This is a genomic window from Rhodococcus sp. IEGM1339, from assembly GCF_050321925.1.
In the GTDB taxonomy this organism is placed as follows: domain Bacteria; phylum Actinomycetota; class Actinomycetes; order Mycobacteriales; family Mycobacteriaceae; genus Rhodococcus; species Rhodococcus pyridinivorans.
The window spans coordinates 61,333-84,830 of the sequence record NZ_JBNQFT010000007.1 but is presented as its reverse complement, the minus strand read 5'-3'; the positions used below and the strand labels follow the sequence as shown (position 1 = coordinate 84,830).

Below are 23,498 nucleotides of genomic sequence, written 5' to 3'. Positions count from 1 at the left end.
CGCCTGGTGCTCGCGGGCTCGTCGGCACCCCCGTCCCCCTCGATGCGCTGCGAGAAGTCCTGTATGCGGCGCCGCGCCTGCGGGCGGCGGTGGTCCCGTAAGGGGTTTGCGGACGTTCGGTTCGGTCACGGACACCGATCGCTTCGGTCCTTACGGCCGAGGGGTGCCCGCTTCTACCGTAGGAGAGGTTGGGCACGGCGGCCCTCTGCAGGGCCGTGGGTGCCGTCGCTCCGCAAGCACGGGAAGGAACCTGCGCACTGTGACCACCGAGGCATTCATCTATGAAGCCATCCGAACACCACGCGGCCGAGGCAAGAAGACGGGCTCTTTGCACTCCGTCAAGCCGATCTCCCTGGTTACGGGCCTGATCGACGAGCTGCGTGTTCGATTCCCCGATCTCGACGAGAACCGTATCTCCGATCTGATCCTCGGTGTCGTCAGCCCCGTCGGCGATCAGGGTGCCGACATCGCCCGCACCGCTGTCACCATCGCGAACCTGCCGGCCACCACGGGCGGCGTGCAGATCAACCGGTTCTGCGCGTCGGGCCTCGAGGCCGTCAACATGGCTGCGCAGAAGGTCCGCTCCGGCTGGGACGAGCTCGTTCTCGCCGGCGGCGTCGAGTCCATGTCGCGTGTCTCCATGGGCTCCGACGGTGGCGCGTGGATGCTCGATCCCGCCACCAACTACGACAGCTACCTGGTTCCCCAGGGCATCTCCGCCGATCTCATCGCGACCATCGAGGGCTTCACCCGCGAGGACGTCGACGCCTACGCACTGCGTTCGCAGCAGCTCGCGGCGGCAGCCTGGTCGGGCGGCTACTTCTCCAAGTCGGTCGTGCCGGTCAAGGACCAGAACGGCCTGACCATCCTCGATCAGGACGAGCACATGCGTCCGGACACGACCCTCGAGGGTCTGGCCAAGCTGCAGCCGTCGTTCGCGACCATCGGTGAGATGGGCGGCTTCGACGCCGTGGCGCAGCAGAAGTACCACTTCGTCGAGAAGATCGATCACGTCCACCACGGCGGCAACAGCTCGGGCATCGTCGACGGCGCGGCACTCGTGCTCGTCGGTTCCGAGCAGGCCGGCAAGGACCTCGGTCTGACCCCGCGTGCCCGCGTCGTCGCCACGGCCACCTCCGGTGCCGACTCGACGATCATGCTCACCGGCCCCACGCCGGCCGCGCACAAGGTTCTCGCTTCGGCGGGCCTGACGGTCGACGACATCGACCTGTTCGAGATCAACGAGGCGTTCGCCTCCGTCGTCCTGAAGTTCCAGAAGGACCTGAACATCCCGGACGAGAAGCTCAACGTCAACGGCGGCGCCATCGCGATGGGCCACCCGCTCGGCGCCACCGGTGCCATGATCACCGGCACCATGATCGACGAGCTCGAGCGCCGCGGAGCCAAGCGCGCCCTCGTCACCCTGTGCATCGGTGGCGGCATGGGTGTGGCCACCATCATCGAGCGCGTCTGACACCGGAAGGAATTCGAAAAACAGTGAGCGACAACATGATTTCCTGGGATAAGGACGCCGACGGCATCGTTGTGCTGACACTCGACGATCCGAACCAGGGCGCCAACACGATGAACGAGCTGTACAAGGCGTCGATGAAGGCCACCGTCGACCGTCTGTACGAGGAGCAGGACTCCATCACCGGTGTGGTGATCACCTCCGCGAAGAAGACCTTCTTCGCCGGCGGCGACCTGCGCAACATCATCGCGATCGGCCCCGACGACGCGCAGGTCGCGTTCGACGAGGTTCAGGGCATCAAGGCCGACCTGCGTCGTCTCGAGACCCTCGGTAAGCCCGTCGTCGCCGCCATCAACGGCGCGGCTCTCGGTGGCGGCCTCGAAATCGCCCTCGCGACGCATCGCCGCATCGCTGCCGATGTCAAGGGCGTGCAGATCGGTCTGCCCGAGGTCAGCCTCGGCCTGCTCCCCGGTGGCGGTGGCATCACCCGCACCGTGCGCCTGCTCGGCATCCAGACGGCGCTGCTCTCGGTTCTGCTGCAGGGCAACAAGTACAACGCGGTCAAGGCCAAGGAGATCGGCCTGGTCCACGACGTCGTGGGTAGCGTCGAGGAACTCGTTCCGGCCGCCAAGGAATGGATCAAGGCCAACCCCGAGGGCGGCATCCAGCCGTGGGATGTCAAGGGCTACAAGATCCCCGGCGGCACCCCTTCCAGCCCGGCCTTCGCCGCGAACCTTCCGGCCTTCCCCGCGAACCTGCGCAAGCAGATCAAGGGCGCCCCGATGCCGGCTCCGCGCGCCATCATGGCCGCCGCCGTCGAGGGCTCGCAGGTGGACTTCGACAATGCGTCGACCATCGAGTCGCGGTACTTCGTCGAACTCGCCACCGGCCAGGTCGCGAAGAACATGATCCAGGCGTTCTTCTTCGACATGCAGTCCATCAACTCGGGCGCTTCGCGTCCGAAGGACGTGCCGAAGCGCGAGATCAAGAAGCTCGGCGTTCTCGGTGCGGGCATGATGGGCGCCGGCATCGCCTACGTCTCCGCCAAGGCCGGTTACGAGGTCGTCCTCAAGGACGTCACCCTCGAGGCCGCCGAGCGTGGCAAGAACTACTCGGAGAAGATCGAGACGAAGGCTCTCTCGCGTGGCAAGACCACCGAGGAGAAGTCGAAGGCTCTGCTCGACCGCATCACGCCGACGGCCGACCCCGCCGACTTCGCGGGCGTCGACTTCGTCATCGAGGCAGTGTTCGAGAACACCGAGCTCAAGCACAAGGTGTTCCAGGAGATCGAAGACATCGTCGATCCCGACGCGCTGCTCGGCTCGAACACCTCGACGCTGCCCATCACCGGTCTCGCGACCGGCGTCAAGCGTCCCGAGGACTTCATCGGTATCCACTTCTTCTCGCCGGTCGACAAGATGCCTCTGGTCGAGATCATCAAGGGTGAGAAGACCTCCGACGAGGCCCTGGCCCGCGTGTTCGACTACACGCTCGCGATCCGCAAGACTCCGATCGTCGTCAACGACAGTCGCGGCTTCTTCACCTCGCGTGTGATCGGCACCTTCGTCAACGAGGCCATCGCCATGCTCGGCGAGGGCATCGAGCCCGCGACCATCGAGCAGGCCGGTTCGCAGGCGGGTTACCCGGCTCCGCCGCTGCAGCTGACCGACGAGCTGAACATGAAGCTCATGCAGAAGATCGCGAAGGAATCCGAGGAGGCCGCCAAGCAGGGCGACACCAAGCTCGGCACCACGCGTCATCCCGCACTCGACGTGGTCGACTGGATGGTCGAGCAGGGTCGTCCGGGTCGTCTCGAGAAGGCCGGCTTCTACGAGTACGACGAGAACGGCAAGCGTCAGGGCATCTGGCAGGGTGTGCGCGATCACTTCAAGACCGAGGCGACCCTCGATGTGCCGCTGCAGGATCTGATCGACCGCATGCTCTTCGCCGAGGCGATCGAGACCCAGAAGTGCTTCGACGAGGGTGTTCTCGAGACCACCGCCGACGCCAACATCGGCTCGATCTTCGGCATCGGCTTCCCGGCCTGGACCGGTGGTGTCGCTCAGTACATCGTCGGCTACCCGGGTGGCAAGGAAGGCTTCGTCAAGCGCGCCGAGGAACTCGCCGCCAAGTACGGCGAGCGCTTCAACCCGCCGGCGTCGCTGCGCAGCTGACGCACACGACGGTTGCACGGAAGGGCTCCCGACGCCACGGCGTCGGGAGCCCTTCCCGTTCGCGCTCTTCTGTTTTCGTGCCGATGGGGTCGGCTAGGCGACCCACCAGGGGCGCAGCGGCGTCTGCGGCTTCTTGTCGTCGCCGAGCTTGACCGCGAGCACCTGGTGCAGCTGGACCACGTTGCGTTCGAAGCCGAGGCGCGAGCCTGCCATGTACAGGCCCCACAGGCGGGCCGTGCCCTCACCGACCTCGGCGACGCAGGCCTGCCAGTGCTTCTCGAGGTACTCGCACCAGCCCTTCAGCGTCAGGGCGTAGTGCTCGCGCAGATTCTCCTCGTGCATCACCTCGAAGCCGATGTTCTGCGCCTCGGTGATGATGCGACCCGAACCGGTGAGCTCCCCGTCGGGGAAGACGTACCGGTCGATGAACCCGCCGGCCTTGGCGCGGGTGTTGTTGGTCGGCCGGGTGATGCAGTGGTTGAGCAGCAGACCGCCCACCCGCAGTTTGCCGTGGAGGAACCGGAAGTAGGCCGGATAGTTGGCGACACCGATGTGCTCGGTCAGGCCGATCGACGAGATGGCGTCGAATCCTTCCTCGGGCACGTCGCGGTAGTCGGAGTGCCGGACCTCCGCCAGGTCGCTCAGGCCCTCCTCGACGATGGCCTTCTGCGCCCATTCGGCCTGCTCCTTGGAGAGCGTCACGCCGAGGGCCTTCACACCGCGCCGAGCGGCGTAACGCACCATCCCGCCCCAGCCGCAACCGATGTCGAGCAGGCGGTCGCCCGGCTTCAACCGCAGCTTCTCGAAGACCAGACGGTACTTGTTCTCCTGGGCGTCCTCGAGGCTCTGATTCTCGGATTCGAAGACGGCGCAGGTGTACGTCATCGAGGGGCCGAGAACGTACTCGTAGAACTCGTTGGACACGTCGTAGTGGTGATGGATGACCTCGGCGTCGCGCGATTTCGAGTGCCGCAGACCCTCGGCGATGCGGCGCCAGCGCGGCAGGTGCTCCTGCGGCGGCGGTGCGATCGGCTTGAGCAGTTCGGTGCCGAGCGACCGGGCGATCTGCGCGAGGATACGTGCCGGGGGACGCTCGAAGTGCAGGTCGCCGAGCGAGGCGAGCAACTCGTAGGGGTTGCCGGGATGCACTCCCTTCGCCTGGAGATCGCCCGAGATGTACGCCCGTGCCATACCCAGATCGCCGGGGGCCGTGGCGATGTACGTCGCGCCCTTGGGCGACGCGAGATGTAGACCGTAGGGAGAGTCCTCGGGACCGGCCGCCGATCCGTCGTAGGCCGTGAAGCGCAACGGCATGTCGCCGCCGGTCACGATCTCCACGATCTGGGCGAGTGCGAGCTTGTCCTCGGTGGACCGATCGTTCTCGGTCTTGAATATGGTCACTTTCGTTGCACCGCCTTCGAAAACAGGTCCAGTAGACGGGACCGAGGGTCGTATTTCTGCTTGAGAGCGGGGTATTCACCGCCGCCGTAATAGAGCTTCTCGAACTCGTCCTTCGAGTAGTAGGAGTCCGAGTAGAGCGATTTGTGCCCGTCGAGTTCGGCGACCTTCTTCTCGATCAGCCGGTTGGCGGCGCCCTCCTCGGCGCCGGGCACGATGGGAACGGACGACCAGAACCCGACGTTCACATAGGCGCGCTTCGGCTCGAGCGGGTACAGCGGCCAGGGACGCTGGGCGTCCGAGGTGCTCGGACGGCCGGCGTCCGGGGACGACTCGATGTCGCGCAACTTCAAGGGGCACAACCAGATCGGCTCGATGGGAATTTCGTCGAGGAACCACTCGACGAACTCCTGCGTGCGTTCGAGCGGAACCTCGATGTCCTGCACGACGCGCTCGCGGGGTGGATTGCCCTTGCGTGCCTCGATCCGGTCTGCCACCGAATACTTGTGGTCGAGCGCGATGAGCTTCCAGTAGAAACTGCTGCGCAGCAACTGCTTCGGCCACATCCGGCGGATCTTCGGGTTCTGGGCGCCGAACGCGCGTGAGCACCAGAACCAGTCGGTGTCCCACCGCCACAGATAGTCGCGGATCGTGAGCCGATCCTCCTTGGGGCGGTTGACGGAGACGTGCTGGATCGACCGGTAGTAGATGTCCTGCCCGGTGTAATCGCTGACGGGACCCGGCTCGTCGGTCTGTGTGCCGAGCGTCAGGTAGCTCTCGGCTGCGGAGAAGACGACACCGTCGAGATAGTCGACCGGTGTGCCGTCCCAGGTCCGTTCGTCGACGATCCGCGCGAGGGCGGACTGCAGATCGGCGATCGTGTCGAAACGCAGGTGACGCAGTGCGACGAAACGTTTCACCGGTTCGAGTGCGATGCGCAGGCGCGTGGCGTACCCGAGCGAACCGTACGAGTTGGGGAAGCCGTGGAACAGATCGGCGTGCTCACCCTCCGGGCGGGCCGTGATGATCTCGCCGGACCCGGTCAGGATGTCCATCTCGAGCACGGACTCGTGGGGGAGGCCGTTGCGGAAGGACGTCGACTCGATGCCGAGCCCGGTGACGGCGCCGCCGAGCGTGATCGTCTTCAGCTGCGGGACGACCAACGGTGCGAGGCCGTAGGGCAGGGTCGCGTCGACGAGGTCCTCGTAGGTGCACATGCCGGCGACGTCGGCGGTGCGGGCCTGCGGGTCGACGGAGATGACACCGCCGAGACCGGAGACGTCGAGCCCCGGCGCGTTCGCCGCGGCGCGTGCCCGGAAGAGGTTCGACGTCTTCTTCGCGAGTCGCACGGGCGCGTCGGCCGGAATCGCGCTGTACGAGCGCAGCAGGCGGTCTACACCCTGGCGGTGTACCGCCTCCCCGTACGGGACCTTGACACCTGACGATCTCGGCATCTGCATTCGACTCCTCCGGAGCGGCGCATCAGTGGCACGTCCACAATAGACCCGGCGGTCGCATCCGTCCCGGAACGCGCAGGGCAGGATGGATGCTGTCGTCACAGGCACATTCGAGCCCGCATCAGCGCGGAAGAAGCAGAAGGAGTCGTTCATGGCACAGGTCAGCGCAAGCAGTTCGATCCAGTTGGCGGCAGCTCCCGAGGCGGTGCTCACCGCCCTGGCCGACTACGAGACCGTGCGCCCGCGCATCCTCACCGAGCACTACCGCGACTACCGCGTGATCTCCGGTGGTCGCGGCGACGGCACCGTCGTGCACTGGATCCTCCAGGCCACGGAGAAGCGTCAGCGCGACGTGCAGGCCACCGTGTCGGTGAAGGGCAGTACCGTCACGGAGACGGACGCGAACTCGACGCTCGTGACGACCTACAGCGTCGTGCCGAACGGGACGGGTTCGACGGTCGTCGTGCTCACTCAGTGGAAGGGTGCCGGGGGCGTCAAGGGCTTCTTCGAGAAGACGTTCGCGCCGCTCGGCCTGAAGAAGATCCAGCAGCAGGTGCTCGAGAACCTGAAGAAGGAAGTCGACTGAGCCCGGTTCGGTCGACCTCGGCGTCTGTGTCCACCCCGATGCGCGGCGACTAGGCTGGCATCACAAACGTGCAGAAAGGACGTGCCGTGCAACCCGGTGGTGGAATGCCCGACATGCAGCAACTCCTCGCTCAGGCCCAGCAGATGCAGCAGCAACTCGTCGCTGCGCAGAACGAGATGGCGCAGGCGGAGGTCACCGGCCAGGCCGGCGGTGGCCTCGTGACGGCGACGGTGAAGGGCACGGGCGAGGTCGTGTCCGTGAAGATCGATCCGAAGGTCGTCGACCCCGAGGACGTCGAGACCCTGCAGGATCTCGTGGTCGGTGCGATCGCCGACGCCTCGGCGAAGGCCCAGGAGATCGCGGCCGAGAAGCTCGGTCCGCTCGCGGGTGGGCTCGGCGGCGGAATCCCCGGCCTGCCCGGTTTCTAGAGGTCGGCGTTGTACGAAGGACCGGTACAGGACCTCATCGACGAGCTGGGCAAGCTTCCGGGCGTCGGCCCGAAGAGTGCCCAGCGCATCGCGTTCCATCTGCTCTCGGTCGAGCCGCCCGAGATCGACCGCCTGCAGGCGGCGCTGCAGCGGATCCGCGACGGCGTGCAGTTCTGCGAGGTCTGCGGAACGGTCTCCGACCAGCGGCGTTGCCGCATCTGCTCCGATCCTCGCCGCGACCGCACGGTGATCTGCGTGGTCGAGGAACCGAAGGACGTGCAGGCGATCGAACGCACCCGGGAGTTCCGGGGGCGCTATCACGTCCTCGGTGGTGCGCTCGACCCGCTCAACGGCGTCGGCCCCGACCAGCTGCACATCCGCGAACTGCTCACCCGCATCGGCAACCAGGAGGACGGCGTCGACGTCTCCGAGGTGATCATCGCGACCGACCCCAATACGGAGGGCGAGGCGACGGCCACCTATCTGGTGCGTATGCTGCGCGACTTCCCGGGGCTGAGCGTCACCCGCCTCGCGTCGGGTCTGCCGATGGGCGGCGATCTCGAGTTCGCCGACGAGCTGACGCTCGGGCGAGCGTTGTCGGGGAGGCGGGCGATGTGACCGTGCGCAGCACGGAGGCATCGCACCGGGGTGAGCCCGAGAAGCGTCGCCGGACTTCCGACGAGACCCGGAAGCTGATCATCGAGGCTGCGGGGAAGGCGTTTGCGACGCGCCCCTACCGCGACATCACGCTCAAGGACATCGCGGAGGAAGCGGGGGTCAGCGCCCCGCTGATCATCAAGTACTTCGGCTCGAAGGAGCAGTTGTACGAGGAGCTCGTCGACTTCCAGTACGGCGCGCAGGTGCTGTTCGACGGGCCGCTCGAGAGCCTGGGGGAGCGGATGGTCGCGATGCTCGCCCGCCCGCTCGAACCCTACAAGCCATTGTCGATGAACATCCTGTTCATGAGCGGGGGCAGCGAGGAGAGCAACCGCATGCTCCGCGACAACTACTCCGCGCAGATGGTCGACGCGCTCGCCGCGCGGCTGCCGGGGTCGGATGCCCGTCTCCGGGCCGAGCTGGCGATGTCGGCGGTGATGGGGTTGGCGATCATGCGGCGCCGCATGATGCAGGAGCGCGCGACCGGCACGGTCGAGGAAGTTGTGGCCATGTACGCGCCGCTGGTTCAGCGGTTGCTCGACGGAGACGGTTCTTAGCGGCACGAATGACCTTGGTCACTACTCTTGAGGGTAAATAGCCGTTCACCTAATGTGGTGAACGGCTATTTACCTGTTTGGCGAGAGGGGGTGTCGATGTCGATCTCGCTCCCCCTGCGCCTGCACGTGGCGGGTAGGTCCGCCGCCGCGCCGACGCGCTCAGCGTCCGGAACGACGAAGGTGAGCGGACCGGCGGAGAAGAAGACGCGCAACCTGCGGCATCTCGTCTTCCCGGTTCTCGCGGTCGGCGCCGTCTTCCAGGCCATCATGCAGACCGTTATGGTGCCGCTCCTGCCGAGCATGCCGGGCTTCACCGGCGCCGGAACCACCGCCGTCTCGTGGCTGGTGACGAGCACCCTGCTGGTCGGTGCGGTGATGACGCCCATCTTCGGCCGTCTCGCCGACATGATCGGCAAGAAGCGGATGCTCCTCATCGCGTTCTCGCTTATGACACTCGGCTCGTTGATCTGCGCGCTGACCTCGGACATCGGACTGCTCATCGTCGCCCGTGGCCTGCAGGGCGCCGGCGCGGCGGTGCTGCCGATCGGCATGGCGATCCTTCGCGAGGTCCTGCCCCGTGAGCACGTGGAGCGCTCGATCGCGATGCTCAGTTCCACCCTCGGCATCGGCACCGCGGTCGGTATCCCGTTCGCTGCCGCCATCGTCCAGTTCGCCGATTGGCACCTGCTCTTCTGGACCACCGCCGCCATCGGCGCCGGTGTCGCCCTCGCGGCGTGGATCGTCATCCCGGAATCGGACACCCGCACCGGCGGTCGCTTCGACGCCGTGGGCGCCGCCGGCCTGTCCGCCGCCCTGGTGTGCCTGCTCGTGCCCATCACCCAGGGCAGCACGTGGGGCTGGACGAGCCCCGCAGTGCTGCTCTCGTTCGCCGCGTCGGTGCTGCTGTTCGTGCTCTGGGGAGTGCAGCAGCTGCGCAACCGCAACCCGCTCGTCGACCTGCGTGTCTCGGCCCGCCGTTCCGTCCTCGCGCCGCACCTGTCGGCACTGCTCGTCGGGTTCGCCTTCTACGGCAACACCCTCATCACCACACAGTTGCTGCAGGCGCCGTCCGGGCACGGAGCCGGATACGACCTGACCATCCTCCAGGCCGCGGCCTGCCAGCTCGCCGCGAGCTTCGCGATGATGATCTTCGCGATCGTGGCCTCCCGGATCACCGAACGTTTCGGACCCAAGATCACGATCATGACCGGAGCGGTCTTCCTGCTCGCCGGCTACAGCGTCCACGCGGTGCCCGGCAAGCCGCTGTGGCTCGTCGTCGCCGCCATCTTCGTCGCGGCGATCGGCACGTCGCTCGTGTACTGCACGCTGCCGGTGCTCCTCCTCGGCGCGGTGCCGCTGTCGCAGAACGCCGCGGCGAACGGCGTCAACGTCCTGCTCCGCACCGTGGGCAGCACCGTCTGCAGCGCGGTCGTCGCCTCGGTGCTCGCGGCTCACACCCTCGGGGGCGGGCTCGGCATCGGCACCGCGGGCTTCGTGATCGCCTACCTCGTGTGCGCCGGTTGCGCCGTGGTCGTCTTCGTCTCGGGCTTCGCACTCCCGTCGAAGCAGGCCCTGCGGCCCGTCGAGAACTGACCCCGGCCCGCCCTCCCGGAACAGTTACGGCCCTGCACCCCGGTGGTGAAACCGGAATGCGGGGCCGCCCCTCCTGTCCCCCAGGTCTGTCGGTGCGTCAGTGTTCGACGCCCAGATCGTTCGGACGGTAACCGAGGGGGTAACCCGGATACGTCCGGTTGGTGGCGTTGCCCGCCGACAGCGACACGCGTCGCTTCGGCAGTCGCCGCACGAACGCCGACCGTGCCCGCAGCGCGCCCTCGACGATCTCCGTCACCTGCGGTGAGCTCTTCGGGAAACCGAACGCCGACGCCATGCGGTCGTCGATCAGCGCGAAAACGACCTTCTCGATGCCCTTGTTCAGCACCTTCGGGTACCACGACTGGAAGAGGCGCAGCGTGTAGGTGCCGATGGCGTGGTTGTCGTCGCTGTAGGTGAACTTCTCGCGCTCGTATTCGAGCTTGAACCGGTGGAACTCCTGGAACGACTCCGGGATGTCCTTGATGCCCATCCGGATGCCCACCTGGCGGTAGAAGTAGAACGACGCCAGCCGCTCCTTCGGGTGCAGGCGACGCCACCCGTAGCGGTCGATCCAGTCGAGCGGGTCGTACACGAAGGTCGACAGGACGTACAGCATGTCGTCGTTGTCGATCGAGTACTTGCCGTGCATCCGGTTGATGTTGCGCAGCGACTCGCGTCCCCGCTCGGCGTCGTAGCCGTGCTCGACCAGCTCGGCCATCAGCAGCGCCGTGTCGTCGTACCGCTTCTGCGGCCGCTTCTCGAACTCGCCGGTGCGGGCGAGCAACTCCGAGATGCTGGGCACACAGTACGTGCGGAAGAGGGCGAACTCGAGCGACCGCTGGTAGTCCCACGGGAACTCGTAACCGGCGGTGATCCGCACGATGTCCTGGTGCTGCGTGACCGGGTCGAGCTCCTCGATCACCTCGACCCAGCCCATCCGCCCACGCTTCGGGTGCGGGTCCCTGTTCGGGGGTGGGAACGTACCGGCCTTCTCGATGCGTGCCTCGGGCTTCGCGACGACGGCGGCCTTTCGGCTGCGAGTGCGCGGGGGAGTGGTCGTCATCGGCTCACCTTCCGTGCATGAACTGGAGCATCGCTCGCGAGATTTTCAGATCGCGCTCCGGACGCTCGAGGCTCATGAGTTTGAGCGGCGAGCTGAACTTCGCCACCGTGACCGACTTGGGACGGCTGAACTCGCGCAGGCCGTCGGCGCCGTGGATGCGGCCGAAGCCGGACTCGCCGATGCCGCCGAAGGGCAACGAGGCGATGGCGGCGAAGCCGAGCACCGAGTTGACCGACACCATGCCGTTGCGCAGGCGCTCGGCGAGCTGACGGCCTTTCTTCTTGTTGCGCGTGAAGATCGACGCACCGAGACCGTAGTTCGTGCCGTTCGCGCGTTCGACGGCCTCGTCGAGGTCGCGAACCTTGTTGACGACGACCGTCGGGCCGAAGGTCTCCTCGCACACCGCGGCCGAGGTCTCGGGCACGTCGGTGAGGATGACGGGCTCGACGATGCGCTCCTGCACCGAATCGAGTCCGCCGAGGACGGCCTTGCCACCGGACTTCAGGGCGTCCTCGATGTGACTGCGCACGATGTCGACCTGGCGCGGAAGCGTCATAGGGCCGTAGGTGGAGTCCTCGTCGCCGCCCGGCTTCGCGCGCCGGACGGTGGCGGTGAGCTTGTCGAGGAACTCGCGGTAGACAGGCTCCTCGACGTAGATGCGCTCGACGCCCGCGCAGGTCTGGCCGGCGTTGCCGAAGGCGCCGAAGGCGGCGAACTCGACGGCCTCGTCGATGTTCGCGTCGGCCGCGACGATCATCGCGTCTTTGCCGCCGCATTCGGCGACGAGCGGGGTGAGCGACTCGGCGCACACCGCCATGACCTTGCGGGCGGTGGGGCCGGAGCCGGTGAAGGCGACCTTGTCGACACCCGAACGCACGAGCGTCGAACCCGTCTCACCGAGACCGGTGATGACCTGGAAGACCGGCTGGGTGGGGGCGATCGAGTTCCACTTGTCCTCGAGCCACTTCGCAACACCGGGGGTGAGCTCGCTCGGCTTGAAGACGACGGCGTTGCCGGCGGCCAGCGAGTAGGCGATCGAACCCATCGGGGTGTACACGGGGTAGTTCCAGGGGCCGATCACGCCGATGACACCGAGGGGCTTGTACTCGAGGGTTGCGGCCTGGTTGAAGCTCGCGACGCCCGCGGGCACCTTGCGGGGCCTGAGCACCTTCTTGGCGTTCTTGGCCGCCCAGTCGAGGTGCTCGACCGCCAGCATGACTTCGAGGAAGGCGTCGCCGAAGGGCTTACCGGTCTCCTTCGCCACCACCGATGCGAGCGAGGTCGCGTCGGATGCGATGGCCTTCTTGAACTCGAGGAGCCAGTCGCGGCGGCCGCGGAAGCCCTGCGCCTCCCACCAGCGCGCGGCGACGCGGGCGCGCTCGACGGCCGCGCCCACGGCGGCCTCGTCGGCGACCGGATACTCGGCGATCATCTCGCCGTTCCGGGGGTCGAGGCTGGCGAAGGTGTCGGTGTTCGCTGCCGTGGATGCCTTGTCCGAGCTGCTCTTCGCGTTCTTCGGACTGGTGAGGTTCTGGGTCATGTTCGACACTTCCTGGTGAACCACATCACATATATTTGATGTGATAGCTGTAGTGGACATCACATTAGGCGTTCGCGGGACAATTGGACAACCCCCGTGCGCAGTTGTCCGGATTCCTACAGGAGACACGATGGCGGCACCGACACGTAGCCCCGGGACAGCGGCGGATCACGCTGCGGCATCCCGACGTTCGGAGGGGGCCGTACGGCGCCGTCCGCAGCTTTCCGACGAGGTGGCCGGTCACCTCCGCGGCTCGATCATGTCCGGCGTGTTGCGTCCGGGCGACTTCATCCGGCTCGACGAGACCGCCGTCGAACTCGGCGTCAGCGTCACCCCGGTCCGGGAGGCGCTGCTGACGCTGCGCGGGGAGGGGATGGTCGAATCCGCCCCGAACCGCGGCTACCGGGTCTCGCCCCTCACGCGCGGCGACATCGACGACATCTTCTGGCTGCAGGGGCAGATCGCCGTCGAGCTCGCGCTCCGAGCGGTCGACCGTGCTACGCCGGCCGACCTCGAGCGTCTGGCCGAACTCAACGAGAGGCTGCGCAGGCTCGTCGTTGCCCCGGAGGGAGTGGCACCCGACATCGAGCGGATCGCCGACGCGGAGTTCGACCTCCATCGTGAGCTCAACCGCATCGCCGACAGCCCCAAGCTCGCGTGGTTCCTCAACGCAGCCGCGCGCACGATTCCGTACCGCCTCTACGCGCGCGACGCCGAGTGGGGAACGCTCGCCATCCGATCGCACACGAAGCTGATCGAGGCGATCGCCGCGCAGGACCACAGCGAGGTGATCACGCAGACGCTGGTGCAGTTCGAGGACGCGGCCGCGCGTCTGGTCGTCCACCGCGAGCGAGCGGGTGTCGATTCGCCTCCCGGATAGGCACTTGCATATCTGAGTACGGGTGTGCACAATTCGTATGACAGTGCTGCACCAGTGCTTTCATCGTCAGGAGACCTCCGATGACGACCCACGCCGAAGAGCGCGTCCCCACCGTCACCACCGACGAACCGGTGGCGACCCCCGCTCCGCTTCCGGCGGGCTCGGTCGAACTGGCCGACTTCGTCGGAGAGTCGATGCTCCTGCTCGGCGCCGGCGCGACGGTCCTCCTGCAGCTGGCATCGCGCGGTGTCGGGCACGGCGTCGCCGATCACAGCACCACCCTGCAGCGGCCGCTCGACCGGTTGCGCACCACGATGACCTACGTCTACGCGGTCACGCTCGGTACTCCCGAGGAGAAGAAGCAGATCGTCCGGATGGTCAACAAGGCGCACGTCCCGGTGCGCTCGGAGGCCTACAACGCCTTCGATCCCGAACTCCAGTTGTGGGTCGCCGCAACGCTGTACACGTAACGGTGTCGACATGTACCGGCGGATGTTCGGGCCTGTCACCGATGCCGACATCGAATGCATCTACCGCCAGTCCGCGGTCTACGGCACGGCCCTGCAGGTCGAGGACGACATGTGGCCGAAGACGCGGGAGGAGTTCGACAGGTACTGGGACGAGATGATCGCGACCTTCGAGGTCGACCGGAAGGTGCGTTCGTTCACCCGCGATCTCCTCACCGGCGGTGACGCTCCGCTTCCCGTTCGCGCCCTCGTGCCGCTGCAGCGCTTCATGACGATCGGTCTTCTCCCGCAACGCATGCGCGACGAAGTCGCGCTGCCGTGGAGCCCGCGCGACCAGCGGCGCTTCGACCTGTTCTGGAAGGTGGTCCCGCCGATCTACCGCGCGGTGCCCAGGCCGATCCGACAGCTGTCGGCCACCTACTACCTCAACGACATGCGCCGCCGGATGAAGGCGCACGGACACGTCATCTGAGCTCTCCGCCGAGAACGTCGAGTGGCCGGACGCGCGTCCGGCCACTGTGCGTTTCCCGTCCGACGGTCACACGGCGGTGTCGCGTTCGAGACCGAACCAGTAGTGCTCGCCGTCGTCGAACACCAGCGAGCCCTTGCCGTTCATCACCCCGACGACGGTGTCGTCGTCGACCTTCTTGAAGTGGTCGAAGACCGGCATGCCGTCGTAGACCATCGTCGCCGTCATCTCACCGCGGAAGACGATCTCCCACAGGCTCGCTTCGCCGCGTCCGGTCTTCGTGTCGGAGAACAACTCGCCGTCCTCGCCGTAGCACACGAGCGGCTGGACCTCGGACACCGACGCGAACGTCTTTCCGTACCACCGCGACCTGCCGAGCAGTGTGTGGGTGCGGTGCCCGGTGTCGAAACTGTAACCCTTCCACCGGTATCCGACGAGATCGTCGAGGCGTGCCGGAGCGAGATGCTCCCAGAGGGCATCGAGCTCGCGAGGATCGATCCGGTCGGTGCGGGCGCGCAGTTCCTCGAGTCGCTGGACGACGTTCATGTGTTCCCCTGGATGTCGAAGGTGATTACGGCTCTGATGATCTCGCCGGAGGCGACAGCGGCGAGAGCGTCGTCGAGTTTCGTGAAATCGAAGGTCTGCACGAGTTCGTCGAGTGGAAAGTGCCCGTCGCGCCACGGCGCGGCCAGCTCGGGAAGGAGACACCGGGGCTGGTCAGCGACGACAGTGCCTGCCGGATCACGGATTGGGCGCCCACGGACTCCACCGCATCGCCGGCGCCACCGCCGGTGAGGCGACGCAGATGGCGTCCGAGGTCGTCGTGATCGTCGGGGGAGAGGACCTCGGTGGCCCCGAGCGATCGCGCGAGCCCGTGCCGTCGTGGATCGGGGGCGACGACGATGATGTTCTCGCACAAGGAAATCCGTTCTGTCATCACCGCGGCCGTGCCGACGGCGCCGAGATCGAAGACGACGATCGTCGAACCCTGTTCCGTGACGACTCCGGCACCCTCGTGTCCCGGTACGACGGGCCTCGGGACGGGAACGCCTCCCGTGGCGGCGGTGAGGTCGGTGTGGCAGATCCCGACCCCGTGGATCTGTACGAGCACTTCGTCGTCGCGCAGTTCGGGCACGGTCACGGTCTCGAGCCTCAGCGGTGCACCGTACTCGCGGAGTACCGCTGCGGCCCTGGTGCGGGTCATCCCACCGCCTCCGGCGAACCGGTGTCGCCGAGCAGTACCGAGAGCATCAGTTGCTGCACCCTGCGCTGCCGGGAGGGGGTGGGCAGGAAGTGCACGAGGTTGCCGGTGTCGAGCACGAGGTTGAGCGCGGCGTGCACGAGGAAACGGCATTCGACGGCGGGCAGCTCGGGGCGGAGCTCCCCGACCAGACGGGCCCATTCCTCGATGTTGAGCCGCTGGATGTTCCGCAGGTCGCTGCGATGGTGCGCGGGCAGGTTGCCGATCTCGGCGAAGTACACCGACATCAGTTCGCTGTTCTCGAACGACATCCGGACGTACGCCTCGGTGAGGACGTCGAGGGCCTGCGCGGAGGTCGTCGAGTCGGTGAGCGTTTCGCCGATGATCATCGCGACGCGATCACCGGCCCGGTGGAAGGCGGCGGCGAGCAGATCGGCCTTGCTCGCGAAGTGACGGTAGACGCCGGACGCGTTGATACCTGCCGCAGCACCGATCTCCTCGATGCTCACCTCGTGATAGCCCCGGGCGTCGAAGAGCAGCACGGCCTCGTGCAGGAGGACCTCGCGCTTATTCGCCACGGACAACCCGCCCGGCTCGGGAGTCGGTGCGGGTTCGTCGATGTCGGGCACCAGGTCGGTTGCCGCGACCGCTGTGCACGCGTCGAGCAGCAGCTGCTGCAGGCGCTGGTTGGACAGCGGAACGCGGTGAGTGGTGATGGAGCCGATGACGCTGAGCATCGCGCTGCTGAGCAGCACGTAGTCGTCGTCGGTGAGATCGGGCCGCAGCCGCGCGGCCGTGCGGGCGAGATGGCGGTTGAGTGCCCGCGTCTTCGAGCGGATCTCGTTGTGGTCCTCACCCGTGAGGTAGCGGCGTTCCCAGCGGTACAACCCGCCCGTCCGGCGGTTCTCGATCGTGGTGCGGATGAGCGCGAGGAGTTTGCGTTCGAGCTCCTCGGCGGCGGCGAGTCCGGTGGCGTTCGCTCCGCTCTGCTCGTCGAACTCCGCGAGGGCGGCACCGAGGGCGTCGGCGAGGGTGACCACGGCGTGGTGGAACAGGGCGTACTTGTTCGGGAAGTGCCGGTACAGGGCGGGGCCGGAGATGCCGACGGCAGTGGCGATCTCGTCGATGCTCACGCCGTGGTAGCCGCGTTCGCTGAACGCCTCGGCCGCGACCGTGGCGATCTGTGCTTTGCGGTTCTTCGGCCGGCGCCGCACGGTGGGGGTCGGGGTGCCGGTCTTGGCGGCTGTGCGTGCCCCGGCCTGCGCTTGTTCGGGCACCCTGCCTCCTCGTCGTGGATCCTGTTGCCGGCCGCGATGTCGCGGTGAATGTTCGTCGGCCTCAAAGGTAACAGTCGAACCCCCTGCGGAGAAACACTACTTGTGGGTAAGAATGGCCAAAACTGCAGGGCAGAACGTATTGACAAGCCAGCACCCAGACCGCAAAGTTAGCACCAATTCTTCAGCTGCGTCACCGCTGGGCGCATACGGAACCGTCACGACAGCGGCACTTTTCGAAGGACCGAGGAGGACTCGTGAGAACCCGATTCACCGAGATTTTCGGGGTGGAGCATCCCATCGTCCAGGGAGGCATGATGTGGGTCGGCCGCGCCGAACTCGTGGCCGCCGTGGCGGAGGCGGGAGCGCTCGGCTTCATCACTGCACTGACCCAGCCCACCCCGGAGGATCTCGTCCGCGAGATCGAACGGACACGCGAACTCACCGACAAGCCGTTCGGCATCAACCTCACGATCCTGCCGTCGATCGATCCGCCGCCGTACGCCGAGTACCGCCAGGCGATCATCGACTCGGGCGTGAAGATCGTCGAGACCGCCGGCTTCAACCCGGCCGACCACCTGCCGCACTTCAAGGACGCCGGCATCAAGGTGATCCACAAGTGCACGAGCGTGCGGCACGCGGTCAAGGCCGAGCGCATCGGCGTGGACGCCGTGAGCATCGACGGCTTCGAGTGCGCCGGGCACCCGGGCGAGGACGACGTTCCGGGCCTGATCCTCATCCCCGCCGCGACGAGCAAGCTCAGCATTCCCGTGATCGCGTCGGGCGGCATCGCCGATTCCCGCGGGCTCGTGGCGGCACTCGCGCTCGGCGCCGACGGTGTCAACATGGGCACCCGCTTCATGTGCACGGTCGAATCGCCCGTGGCCCACGAGGTCAAGGAGCAGATCGTCCGCAACACCGAACTCGACACGAAGCTCATCTTCCGCACGCTGCGCAACACCGCTCGTGTCGCCACCAACGCGGTGAGCGAAGAGGTTGTCGAGATCGAATCGCGCGGAGCCGAATTCGGCGACATCGCCCACCTGGTCGCCGGCGCCCGAGGCCGCAAGGTCTTCGAGGACGGCGAACTCGACGCCGGCATCTGGACGGCCGGGCAGAGCCAGGGGCTCATCCACGACATCCCCACCGTCGGAGAACTGGTCGACCGCATGGTCGCCGAGGCGGAGGCCATCATCACGGGTCGCCTGAACGACATCGCCGGTGCAGATCGGGCGGTGCGCGCATGACCTCGACCACCACCGAGAGCCTGCGGTCCGAACTCGCCGACGGCATCCTGCGACTGACCATCACGCGTCCGCGCCGGATGAACGCGATCGACCTGACCACGATGAAGACGCTGAGCGACGCGGTGAAGGCGGCCGGCGACGACGAACGCGTCCGTACGATCGTCGTCACCGGTGGGGGATCGGCGTTCTGCACGGGCGCGGACCTGGCTGCGGGAGCGGCGGATCCGCAGGACCCCGGTGTCGTCATGGACACCGCCAACGAACTGGTCCGGACGATCGCATCCGTCCCGGTGCCCGTCGTCGCGGCGGTCAACGGTCCCGCGGCGGGCGTCGGTGTCTCGATCGCCCTCGCGGCCGATCTCACCTACGCGGCCGAGAGCGCGTACTTCCTGCTCGCCTTCGTCAACATCGGACTGATGCCCGACGGCGGCGCGAGCCTGTTGGTTCCGGCCGCGATCGGGCGGGCCCGGGCCGCCGAGATGGCACTGCTCGGCGAGCGGGTGTCCGCGCAGGACGCCGACCGGTTCGGGTTGGTCGCCCGCACCCTGCCCGACGCCGAACTCGCCGCGCACGTCGACGCCGTCGCCTCGCGGACCGCATCCGGTCCGCGACGTGCCCTGGAACTGACGAAGCGGGCCCTCAACGCCTCGACGCTCGGCGAGCTCGACGCGGCGCTCGCGCGGGAGAAGGACGGTCAGGTCGAGCTCCTCGGCTCAGCCGACTTCGCGGAGGGTGCCATTGCGATGCTGGACAAGCGTCCCGCTCGCTTCGCCTGACGGGACGATCCTTCCCGGCATGGTTCTAGGAGGATCAACAAGGAACTTTCGGACGGGAGCAGGAACCGACGTGCTCGTCGAACACCCGCTCCCGTCCGGTGAAACCAACGCTCGACCAGTGTTTTCTGCCTCTTTCACCCGTTCTCGCTCGGCGACGACGCCTGGAGCGAGGCGGTCCGCATTCGTGGAATCTCCGTTAACAAAAGCTCTGGCCCAAACCGTTCCGGGTCTGTAATGTGCCTCACACATCGACGGCTCGGAACAGGCCGTGCCCGCACTCCCGCCACGTCACGAGAGGATCATCGATGGTTCCCCCCTCTGTCGTTTCCGAAGCGGTCGGCTCCGACGCCACCCGCTTCCGTAGCAACAACTGGAACAATCAGGTGGCGCGCCACGCCCTGATGATTCCCCATCGCACGGCCTTCCGATTCCGCGGCGAGACCATTACCTGGTCGCAGCTGGACACGCGTGTCGAGAAGCTCGCCGATGCACTCTCGCGTCGCGGCATCGGCTTCGGCGACCGCATCATCATCCTCATGCTCAACCGTCCGGAGTACGTCGAGATCGTGCTCGCGGCCAACGCCCTCGGTGCCATCGCCGTGCCGGTGAACTTCCGCCTCACCGCGCCCGAGGTCGCCTTCCTCGTGGGCGATTCCGGCGCCTCGGCGATCGTCGCGGAGGGGCCGCTCGTCCCGCTCGCCGCCGCCGCGCGTGGCCAGGCGGAGGGCATCGAACTGTCCATCACGGTCGGAGTCGAGCCGGAAGGCGACTCGCTCTCCTACGAGGCACTCGTCGCCGAAGAGGGCGAACCCCACCCGCCGGTGGAGATCCCGAACGACACGCCCGCGCTCATCATGTACACCTCGGGCACGACGGGCCGGCCCAAGGGCGCCGTGCTCACCCACTCCAATCTCGAAGCGCAGTCGCTCACCTGCATCCGGGCCTTCCGTCTGTTCGACGAATCGGGCATCGGTTTCTGCGCGTCGCCGATGTTCCACATCGCGGCCCTCGGCTCGATCGCGCCGAGCCTGATGCTCGGCACGCCCACCGTCATCCACCCGGTCGGCGCCTTCGACCCGGAGGAACTGCTCGACGTGCTCGAGGCCGAGAACGTCACCAGCCTGTTCCTCGTGCCGGTGCAGTGGCAGGCGATGTGCGCCGCGCAGCAGGCCGAGCCACGGAAGTTGAAGCTGCGCAACATCTCCTGGGGTGCAGCGCCGAGCTCCGACACGATCCTGCGGGCCATGGCGGAGACCTTCCCCGATGCCTTCAACGTGGCGGTCTTCGGCCAGACCGAGATGTCGCCCATCACCTGCGTGCTCGACGGCGACGACGCCATCCGCAAACTCGGCTCCGTGGGCCGGGTCATCCCCACAATCCAGGCGCGTGTGGTCGACGACGAGATGAACGACGTCGCTCCCGGTGAGGTCGGCGAGATCGTCTACCGCGGTCCCACCATGATGCGCGAGTACTGGAACAACCCCACCGCTACCAGCGAGGCATTCTACGGCGGATGGTTCCATTCCGGCGACCTCGTGCGCGTCGACGAGGAGGGCTTCGTCTACGTCGTCGACCGCAAGAAGGACATGATCATCTCGGGCGGCGAGAACATCTACTGCGCCGAGGTGGAGAACGTCCTGTTCGGGCACCCCAAGGTGCTCGAGGCCGCGGTCATCGGTCGCCCCGACGCGAAGTGGGGCGAGGTGCCCGTCGCCGTCGTCGCGCTGAAGCCCGGCAACGACGACCTCACCCTCGACGAGCTCCAGCCGTACCTGGACGAGCACCTCGCACGGTACAAGCACCCCAAGGAGGTCGTGATCGTCGACGCCCTGCCGCGCAACGCGAGCGGCAAGGTCGTCAAGGGTGAACTCCGCGGCGGTCTCCCCGCCGTCGCCCAGGGCTGATCCCCGGCTCACTCCTCGTACGAACGAACGGGGACCGGACCACTGCGGTCCGTGTCCGCGTTCGTCGTCGTGCCGGAGGGACGCACCGACGCGACCCGCTTCGTCATCACGTTGAAGAGGGTCGACGACCGGTGGTTGCTCGACGGAGCCGACGCGCGGTAGCGCGGGCCGGCTTCCGTCGTAGCGGAACGTCGGGCACCACCGAATTCGTCAGGTCTCGGTGAGCGTCTTCGACGCGGTGTCGTCCGGGCTCGTATCGGCCCTGCGCGGGACGGTGAAGGCCGCAGCGACACAGGCGATTGCGACCGCGAAGCATGCGACTGTGTACCACAGGCTACCGATCGGGTCGCCTGCCTCGGTGACCCCGTCGACGGCGGAGAACCAGTCGGGCAGAGCACCGATCCACAGCACGGTCATCACGACGAGATAGGCGACGGCGTACCAGCGGACGAGGTCGTTCGAATAGGGCCGATCCGTGGGTGTACTCCGCAGCCGGGACCACTGGCGTGAGAGCACGTAGATCGCCACGATCGACAGGATCACGAGTTCGGCCGCGTAGATCGTTGCCCGAACCGTCGTGCTGCCCATGCCGATGACGGTCGCCGGCGCAGGGAGGATCACCACACCCACGGACGCGAGTAGTCCGACGGTGATCGTGCGCCAGGTCAGTTCGAGCCCGCCGAAGGTGCGACCGGCGTCGATGTGCCGGCCGACGAAGAACTGCGCGCAGAATGCGAGCGACATCGGCCACAGGGCAGCGAAGACCACGACGCTCGGGAGCGGAACGGAGTCGAAGAAGGGCTGGTTGATCGGGTTGTCGAGCGACCACTCCCACCACCGCAGCTGCGGTCCGAGGTGATCGAAGATCTCGTAGAAGGCGTGGTGGACGAAGCCCACGCAGACGGCGCCGACGACGGTGCCGTACTGCCGGAACACCCCGAGCATCCGAACGATGTCGAACGCGATCGTCGCCATCATCGGGTAGATCGCGATGATGTACAGCGGCAGGCGTCCCCACATGAACTCGACGGTGAACACGTTGTGCGCGAACATCGTGTCGAGGTAGTCCTCCACGCCGAAGGCGTCGGGGAAGTACAGCAGCGGTTCGATGATGAACAGGAACGCGAGGGTGCCGAGCCAGACGACGAGGTTCGTGGCGTCACCGGTGCGCCGCAACCGGACGATCGCGTACACGAGCATCAGCACCGCCCCGAGCACGATGGTCAGCTCGAGGACGGGCAGCGTCCAGTTCTCCAGCTCGAACGGACTGCGCAGTTCGAAGATCCCCCCGGCTTCGTCGCACGAGAATCCGAGGCGGGTCGAGAGGTCCTCGAAGGTGGGCGAGCACAGGTCCGACATCAGTTGTTCCTCCCGCCCACGGTTTCCGCCGTGTACCAGTGCGAGACGTCGTAGCCTTCGTCGAATCGACGGAACCACACGTCGGCGAGGGCCGGCAGCTTCTCGTGGTCGGGATTGTGCTTGGGCATCTGGCTGCGGATGATGCCCACCAGCGCGACGAGCTGTTCGCCGAGCGGCAGGACGTCGAAGGCGCGCGGCATCGGGCCGTGATCCTGGTACTGGAGGAACGGCAACCGGCGCCGCAGGTTCTGCTTACGGCGGTGCGACGCGAACATCGACATCGTGTCGATCTTCCGTTCCTGCAGCGGCACATGCTTGTTGAAGCCCTCGCACGCGATGGCGATGACGTCGAGCACGTGCTTGAACACCGAGGGGGCCTGCCGCATGCGGTACAGATCGCTGCCGACCACCGCGTCGAAGATGATGAGCGCCGAACTGCGGTGTTCGACCTCCTCGACGAAATGCCAGATGAACAACGAGGCGACCCGGTCGTCGCCGGGGCGGAAGAGCGCCGCGTCGTTGTCGAGCATGAGCTTGAAGACGGGAGTGAAGGTCGCCTCGAGATCGGCGGTGTACGCGAGGCGGTATTCGGGGGAAGTCTCGGCGGTGAGCTTGTCGAAGGCGCCGATGACGTCGTCGAGCGTCTCCTGCAACTCCGGATAGCTCTTGATCAGTCCCTTCACGTGCTGCCGGTGGGCGGTGGAGTGCTGCCCCTCCTGGTACATGAAGGCGTTGGCCTCTTCGAGGACCTCGGGATCGGTGATGCGCGGGGTGATCTCGCGGATCATGTTGACGATCATCTTCTCGAAGCCGATCGCGAGGAACGAGACGGCGTTGGCCATGCTCGAGAAGGCCGGGTTCTCCTCGTTCCACAGGAACGGCACGTCGTAATCCGCGAATGCGAAACGCATCTTGCGGACCTGCAGGTTCGTCATGGGGCGGTACCTCGTCTCGTCGACGCCGGGCTGGCTGGGGACCTGTTTCGGGACACGGTCGG

At 66.8% G+C, this 23,498-nt stretch carries 22 protein-coding genes; 13 read left to right on the top strand and 9 right to left on the bottom strand.

Annotated features, from left to right (window positions below; translation table 11 throughout):
• The first annotated feature begins 259 nt into the window (after positions 1-259).
• Both ACQR3U_RS10095 and ACQR3U_RS10090 read left to right on the top strand, forming a co-directional pair.
• Positions 260-1,474: an acetyl-CoA C-acetyltransferase gene (locus tag ACQR3U_RS10095; RefSeq protein WP_006552477.1), complete on the top strand. Its 1,215-nt coding sequence runs from the start codon at positions 260-262 to the stop codon at positions 1,472-1,474.
• A gap of 23 nt (positions 1,475-1,497) precedes the next feature.
• Positions 1,498-3,645: a 3-hydroxyacyl-CoA dehydrogenase NAD-binding domain-containing protein gene (locus ACQR3U_RS10090; protein ID WP_230810450.1), complete on the top strand. Its 2,148-nt coding sequence runs from the start codon at positions 1,498-1,500 to the stop codon at positions 3,643-3,645.
• 93 nt (positions 3,646-3,738) lie between these two features.
• On the opposite strand, the gene ACQR3U_RS10085 is transcribed toward ACQR3U_RS10090, so the two are convergent.
• Positions 3,739-5,046 carry a class I SAM-dependent methyltransferase gene (locus ACQR3U_RS10085; protein ID WP_024102776.1) on the bottom strand — a complete coding sequence of 436 codons (1,308 nt, stop codon included), beginning with the start codon at positions 5,044-5,046 and terminating at the stop codon, positions 3,739-3,741.
• Entirely contained in the window at positions 5,043-6,503 is a 1,461-nt protein-coding gene (locus ACQR3U_RS10080) for an FAD-binding oxidoreductase (protein ID WP_230810449.1), read from the bottom strand. Before ACQR3U_RS10080 ends, ACQR3U_RS10085 begins: the two co-directional genes overlap by 4 nt.
• A gap of 148 nt (positions 6,504-6,651) precedes the next feature.
• Here ACQR3U_RS10080 and ACQR3U_RS10075 point away from each other — a divergent pair, with 148 nt between their 5' ends.
• From ACQR3U_RS10075 to ACQR3U_RS10055, 5 genes are all read left to right on the top strand, one after another.
• Positions 6,652-7,086, top strand: coding sequence for an SRPBCC family protein (locus ACQR3U_RS10075; protein ID WP_026061346.1), 435 nt, complete (start codon positions 6,652-6,654; stop codon positions 7,084-7,086).
• Positions 7,087-7,190: 104 nt separating this feature from the next.
• Positions 7,191-7,514 carry a YbaB/EbfC family nucleoid-associated protein gene (locus tag ACQR3U_RS10070; protein WP_019290262.1) on the top strand — a complete coding sequence of 108 codons (324 nt, stop codon included), beginning with the start codon at positions 7,191-7,193 and terminating at the stop codon, positions 7,512-7,514.
• A gap of 9 nt (positions 7,515-7,523) precedes the next feature.
• The gene (gene recR, locus ACQR3U_RS10065; protein ID WP_019290261.1) at positions 7,524-8,132 is read left to right on the top strand and encodes a recombination mediator RecR; all 609 of its coding nucleotides are present in this window, start codon (positions 7,524-7,526) and stop codon (positions 8,130-8,132) included.
• Positions 8,129-8,728 (top strand): TetR family transcriptional regulator, encoded by a 600-nt coding sequence (locus ACQR3U_RS10060; protein WP_006552470.1) that lies wholly within the window; start codon positions 8,129-8,131, stop codon positions 8,726-8,728. The genes recR and ACQR3U_RS10060 overlap by 4 nt, the downstream gene beginning before the upstream one ends.
• Before the next feature lie 96 nt (positions 8,729-8,824).
• On the top strand, positions 8,825-10,321 hold the full coding sequence (locus ACQR3U_RS10055; RefSeq protein ID WP_230810448.1) for an MFS transporter: 1,497 nt from the start codon (positions 8,825-8,827) through the stop codon (positions 10,319-10,321).
• 97 nt (positions 10,322-10,418) lie between these two features.
• Here the strand turns inward: ACQR3U_RS10055 and ACQR3U_RS10050 are convergent, their stop codons facing one another.
• Together ACQR3U_RS10050 and ACQR3U_RS10045 are read right to left on the bottom strand one after the other, a co-directional pair.
• On the bottom strand, positions 10,419-11,384 hold the full coding sequence (locus tag ACQR3U_RS10050; RefSeq protein ID WP_006552468.1) for an oxygenase MpaB family protein: 966 nt from the start codon (positions 11,382-11,384) through the stop codon (positions 10,419-10,421).
• 4 nt (positions 11,385-11,388) lie between these two features.
• Positions 11,389-12,924: an aldehyde dehydrogenase family protein gene (locus ACQR3U_RS10045; RefSeq protein ID WP_230810447.1), complete on the bottom strand. Its 1,536-nt coding sequence runs from the start codon at positions 12,922-12,924 to the stop codon at positions 11,389-11,391.
• A gap of 130 nt (positions 12,925-13,054) precedes the next feature.
• Between ACQR3U_RS10045 and ACQR3U_RS10040 the strand changes: the two genes are divergently transcribed.
• The 3 genes from ACQR3U_RS10040 to ACQR3U_RS10030 all read left to right on the top strand — a co-directional run bounded on the left by ACQR3U_RS10040 (position 13,055) and on the right by ACQR3U_RS10030 (position 14,743).
• Positions 13,055-13,804, top strand: a complete 750-nt coding sequence (locus tag ACQR3U_RS10040) for a GntR family transcriptional regulator (protein WP_269065596.1) — start codon at positions 13,055-13,057, stop codon at positions 13,802-13,804.
• Positions 13,805-13,884: 80 nt separating this feature from the next.
• Positions 13,885-14,274, top strand: coding sequence for an oxygenase MpaB family protein (locus ACQR3U_RS10035; protein WP_269065595.1), 390 nt, complete (start codon positions 13,885-13,887; stop codon positions 14,272-14,274).
• A 10-nt stretch (positions 14,275-14,284) separates the two neighbouring features.
• Positions 14,285-14,743, top strand: coding sequence for an oxygenase MpaB family protein (locus ACQR3U_RS10030; protein ID WP_269065594.1), 459 nt, complete (start codon positions 14,285-14,287; stop codon positions 14,741-14,743).
• A 66-nt stretch (positions 14,744-14,809) separates the two neighbouring features.
• Here the strand turns inward: ACQR3U_RS10030 and ACQR3U_RS10025 are convergent, their stop codons facing one another.
• Genes ACQR3U_RS10025 through ACQR3U_RS10015 form a run of 3 tightly spaced genes read right to left on the bottom strand, consistent with a single transcriptional unit; the run spans position 14,810 to position 17,218 of the window.
• Positions 14,810-15,286: a DUF4334 domain-containing protein gene (locus ACQR3U_RS10025; RefSeq protein WP_039586668.1), complete on the bottom strand. Its 477-nt coding sequence runs from the start codon at positions 15,284-15,286 to the stop codon at positions 14,810-14,812.
• A gap of 25 nt (positions 15,287-15,311) precedes the next feature.
• Positions 15,312-15,944 (bottom strand): zinc-binding dehydrogenase, encoded by a 633-nt coding sequence (locus tag ACQR3U_RS10020; RefSeq protein ID WP_006552463.1) that lies wholly within the window; start codon positions 15,942-15,944, stop codon positions 15,312-15,314.
• The gene (locus ACQR3U_RS10015) at positions 15,941-17,218 is read right to left on the bottom strand and encodes a TetR/AcrR family transcriptional regulator (RefSeq protein WP_230810446.1); all 1,278 of its coding nucleotides are present in this window, start codon (positions 17,216-17,218) and stop codon (positions 15,941-15,943) included. Before ACQR3U_RS10015 ends, ACQR3U_RS10020 begins: the two co-directional genes overlap by 4 nt.
• A 254-nt stretch (positions 17,219-17,472) precedes the next feature.
• Here ACQR3U_RS10015 and ACQR3U_RS10010 point away from each other — a divergent pair, with 254 nt between their 5' ends.
• The 3 genes from ACQR3U_RS10010 to fadD5 all read left to right on the top strand — a co-directional run bounded on the left by ACQR3U_RS10010 (position 17,473) and on the right by fadD5 (position 21,142).
• Positions 17,473-18,462 (top strand): NAD(P)H-dependent flavin oxidoreductase, encoded by a 990-nt coding sequence (locus tag ACQR3U_RS10010; RefSeq protein WP_019290253.1) that lies wholly within the window; start codon positions 17,473-17,475, stop codon positions 18,460-18,462.
• A complete protein-coding gene (locus ACQR3U_RS10005; RefSeq protein ID WP_230810445.1) occupies positions 18,459-19,238 on the top strand; it encodes an enoyl-CoA hydratase in 780 nt (259 codons plus the stop codon). Before ACQR3U_RS10010 ends, ACQR3U_RS10005 begins: the two co-directional genes overlap by 4 nt.
• A gap of 305 nt (positions 19,239-19,543) precedes the next feature.
• A complete protein-coding gene (gene fadD5 / locus ACQR3U_RS10000; protein WP_230810444.1) occupies positions 19,544-21,142 on the top strand; it encodes a fatty-acid--CoA ligase FadD5 in 1,599 nt (532 codons plus the stop codon).
• Positions 21,143-21,352: 210 nt separating this feature from the next.
• On the opposite strand, the gene ACQR3U_RS09995 is transcribed toward fadD5, so the two are convergent.
• Positions 21,353-22,501, bottom strand: coding sequence for a hypothetical protein (locus tag ACQR3U_RS09995; protein ID WP_230810443.1), 1,149 nt, complete (start codon positions 22,499-22,501; stop codon positions 21,353-21,355).
• On the bottom strand, positions 22,501-23,436 hold the full coding sequence (locus ACQR3U_RS09990) for a metal-dependent hydrolase (RefSeq protein ID WP_193902993.1): 936 nt from the start codon (positions 23,434-23,436) through the stop codon (positions 22,501-22,503). Before ACQR3U_RS09990 ends, ACQR3U_RS09995 begins: the two co-directional genes overlap by 1 nt.
• Between the last annotated feature and the right edge of the window lie 62 nt (positions 23,437-23,498).

Bases quoted from the DNA above. Each gene is read 5' to 3' on its own strand.
- ACQR3U_RS10080 (WP_230810449.1), bottom strand. From the start codon at position 6,503: ATGCAGATGCCGAGATCGTCAGGTGTCAAGGTCCCGTACGGGGAGGCG.
- ACQR3U_RS10075 (WP_026061346.1), top strand. From the start codon at position 6,652: ATGGCACAGGTCAGCGCAAGCAGTTCGATCCAGTTGGCGGCAGCTCCC.
- ACQR3U_RS10070 (WP_019290262.1), top strand. From the start codon at position 7,191: ATGCCCGACATGCAGCAACTCCTCGCTCAGGCCCAGCAGATGCAGCAG.
- ACQR3U_RS10055 (WP_230810448.1), top strand. From the start codon at position 8,825: ATGTCGATCTCGCTCCCCCTGCGCCTGCACGTGGCGGGTAGGTCCGCC.
- ACQR3U_RS10050 (WP_006552468.1), bottom strand. From the start codon at position 11,384: ATGACGACCACTCCCCCGCGCACTCGCAGCCGAAAGGCCGCCGTCGTC.
- ACQR3U_RS10045 (WP_230810447.1), bottom strand. From the start codon at position 12,924: ATGACCCAGAACCTCACCAGTCCGAAGAACGCGAAGAGCAGCTCGGAC.
- ACQR3U_RS10040 (WP_269065596.1), top strand. From the start codon at position 13,055: ATGGCGGCACCGACACGTAGCCCCGGGACAGCGGCGGATCACGCTGCG.
- ACQR3U_RS10035 (WP_269065595.1), top strand. From the start codon at position 13,885: ATGACGACCCACGCCGAAGAGCGCGTCCCCACCGTCACCACCGACGAA.
- ACQR3U_RS10030 (WP_269065594.1), top strand. From the start codon at position 14,285: ATGTACCGGCGGATGTTCGGGCCTGTCACCGATGCCGACATCGAATGC.
- ACQR3U_RS10025 (WP_039586668.1), bottom strand. From the start codon at position 15,286: ATGAACGTCGTCCAGCGACTCGAGGAACTGCGCGCCCGCACCGACCGG.
- ACQR3U_RS10020 (WP_006552463.1), bottom strand. From the start codon at position 15,944: ATGACCCGCACCAGGGCCGCAGCGGTACTCCGCGAGTACGGTGCACCG.
- ACQR3U_RS10005 (WP_230810445.1), top strand. From the start codon at position 18,459: ATGACCTCGACCACCACCGAGAGCCTGCGGTCCGAACTCGCCGACGGC.
- fadD5 (WP_230810444.1), top strand. From the start codon at position 19,544: ATGGTTCCCCCCTCTGTCGTTTCCGAAGCGGTCGGCTCCGACGCCACC.
- ACQR3U_RS09995 (WP_230810443.1), bottom strand. From the start codon at position 22,501: ATGTCGGACCTGTGCTCGCCCACCTTCGAGGACCTCTCGACCCGCCTC.
- ACQR3U_RS09990 (WP_193902993.1), bottom strand. From the start codon at position 23,436: ATGACGAACCTGCAGGTCCGCAAGATGCGTTTCGCATTCGCGGATTAC.